The following is a 2121-nucleotide window of genomic DNA, read 5'->3' as shown; positions in this document are numbered from 1 at the left end:
TGGGTCTGAAAGTCCATTTGTTCATTGGCTGGCTGTCTTTTACGATCTTGCGGGTATTATACTCAAAAGTTGTTCTAAGTCCGACAGGCTCCTAGATTCAGGTATTCTTTAATTAGCCGGGTTATTTGCGCCCTGGAATAGCCTGAAGCGACGATCAGATAGCGTTTGATCAGCCCTTTCTCAGGCTTGCTCAGAGTGCGGTATCGAAAGTGTTTGAGAGTGCCTGCAATCCATTGATAGCACTCGTCTTTTGACTTCCAACCAGGCTGTATCTGCGGTGTAGCCTGAAGCAGCTCCTCCACCTGCTGGAGCGATTTGATGAGCCGTGTGTCCATTATGATTTTCATCCCGTAATTTTGGACGAAAGATCAGAAATCACAGGCTCATTTCATTTTGGAAACAAGGGCTCCGTTCAGGCTCATTTCATATTGGAAGAGACTGGCATTGGTAAAAACGACATTCCTCATCTAGCTTTTCTTTCTCTTCCTACCCATTTTGTATCGTGTCAGGAGAATACAGTTTATGAAAAAATCCTTTATCGTCTGTGTCTTTACAGGTCTTCTATTGAATTTCACGCAAACTCAGGCTGAAGTTGTACGACAGGATAAGATTAAAAAAATAGAGCCACCTACACCGAAAAACATTCAAATTCCTCTTCACGAATTCCAACGACCCTTCAGTAAAAACGTGACCACAAGATCTCCACGTCAGGGAGAGGTAATCCTGACCGACAAACACAACACGCAGTACTATGGATTTTTTACACTGGGCTCACAAAGTCAATCTTTCAGCGCCATACTGGATACTGGATCCAGTAATATCTGGATTCCTGAAGAGAGCTGCTCTTCACCCGCCTGCTCTGAAAAAAATCGATTTAACCCTGCGTCCAGTGGCAGCTTCTACAGTTACGAACAGCCTTTGAACATCCAGTACGGTACTGGCAGCATGAGAGGCTATGTAGGATATGACACTGTCACCATGGGTGACCTGTCGGTTTACAATCAGGGGATTGGCCTTGCTATCGAACTTGCCAGCGACTTTCAAGACTCACCCTTTGATGGTATTTTTGGCCTGGCTTATCAATCCATTGCCGCAGATCAGGTGACCCCATGGATGGATAACGCGGTAGAACAGGGAGTTATTCCTAAAGCCATGTTTTCTTTTTACCTGTCGAACACCCCGGAAAAAAAAACCAGTCGTTTAATCATCGGTGAGCTCGATAACTCGTTTTATCAGGGGGATATAACCTGGCAGCCACTGCACTCCCTGAGCGCCGATGATCCCACCGGGCTCTATTACAACATTACGTTCGACAGCATCGACACTGACGGTCAGAACGTGCCGCTGACCTGTCAGTATGAAGGCAATTGCAAAGCCATTGTGGACTCAGGCACATCATTGATTGTCGGGCCTGAAAGCGACATCAACAACTTACTGGCCACCTTAGATATCAAGCCGGACTGCTCCAACCTGAAACAACAGCCAACACTCAATTTTACTATTGGCGGAAATAAGCTGACCGTTCCACCAGAATTTTATGTGGTGAAACAGATTGACTGGCAAGGCAATGAAACCTGCGTTGCCGGACTGGCACCTGGTAATCAGGATTTCTGGATATTTGGCGATGCCTTTATGCGGGCATTTTATGTGGTCTTTGATAAGACAGATCGTCGTATCGGGTTTGCAAAACTGGCAAACGAACTGGGGTCCCCTGAAGAGCTGCGCAAGTATCGGGCTCAACCTTCTGGCAATCTATTGAACGCCAGATAAAACCAAGCCGCTGGCTACCATCTATCAGCGGTGTTCTATCAACTCCATTAATTTAGATCGATACGCGATGTTCGACTTTTAAACTGACCTGAAAAAGGCATGACTGACCTACTTTTCTGCTATTAAAAACAGTGGATACAAAGGAGGAAACCAGCCATGCCCGTTGAACAGTTTATCACTACTGTCTTCTGCCTGATCGACGATTTAATCAAAGAACTCGTTCCATTACCTCTGAGAAGCCGCGGTTATCCACCAAAGCTTTCAGATAGTGAAGTGATCACCATGGAGGTCACCGGTGAATGGCTTGGACATCATGCTGATAAGCATATCTGGAAGTATTTTGCTCAACAT

At 45.7% G+C, this 2121-nt stretch carries 2 protein-coding genes and 1 pseudogene; 2 read left to right on the top strand and 1 reads right to left on the bottom strand.

The features are described 5' to 3' along the window. Positions 1 to 74: 74 nt before the first annotated feature. Positions 75 to 335: a hypothetical protein gene (locus AKL11_RS21945; RefSeq protein WP_067522007.1), complete on the bottom strand. Its 261-nt coding sequence runs from the start codon at positions 333 to 335 to the stop codon at positions 75 to 77. A gap of 187 nt (positions 336 to 522) precedes the next feature. Between AKL11_RS21945 and AKL11_RS21940 the strand changes: the two genes are divergently transcribed. Then, positions 523 to 1770, top strand: coding sequence for a pepsin-like aspartyl protease (locus tag AKL11_RS21940; protein WP_067522005.1), 1248 nt, complete (start codon positions 523 to 525; stop codon positions 1768 to 1770). A 156-nt stretch (positions 1771 to 1926) separates the two neighbouring features. Then, positions 1927 to 2121: pseudogene (locus tag AKL11_RS25800) on the top strand (IS982 family transposase); the annotation flags it as partial.

The organism is Endozoicomonas ascidiicola (assembly GCF_001646945.1).
Lineage (GTDB): Bacteria > Pseudomonadota > Gammaproteobacteria > Pseudomonadales > Endozoicomonadaceae > Endozoicomonas > Endozoicomonas ascidiicola.
This window is presented reverse-complemented; position numbering and strand designations above follow the sequence as displayed.

Bases quoted from the DNA above. Each gene is read 5' to 3' on its own strand.
- AKL11_RS21945 (WP_067522007.1), bottom strand. From the start codon at position 335: ATGGACACACGGCTCATCAAATCGCTCCAGCAGGTGGAGGAGCTGCTT.
- AKL11_RS21940 (WP_067522005.1), top strand. From the start codon at position 523: ATGAAAAAATCCTTTATCGTCTGTGTCTTTACAGGTCTTCTATTGAAT.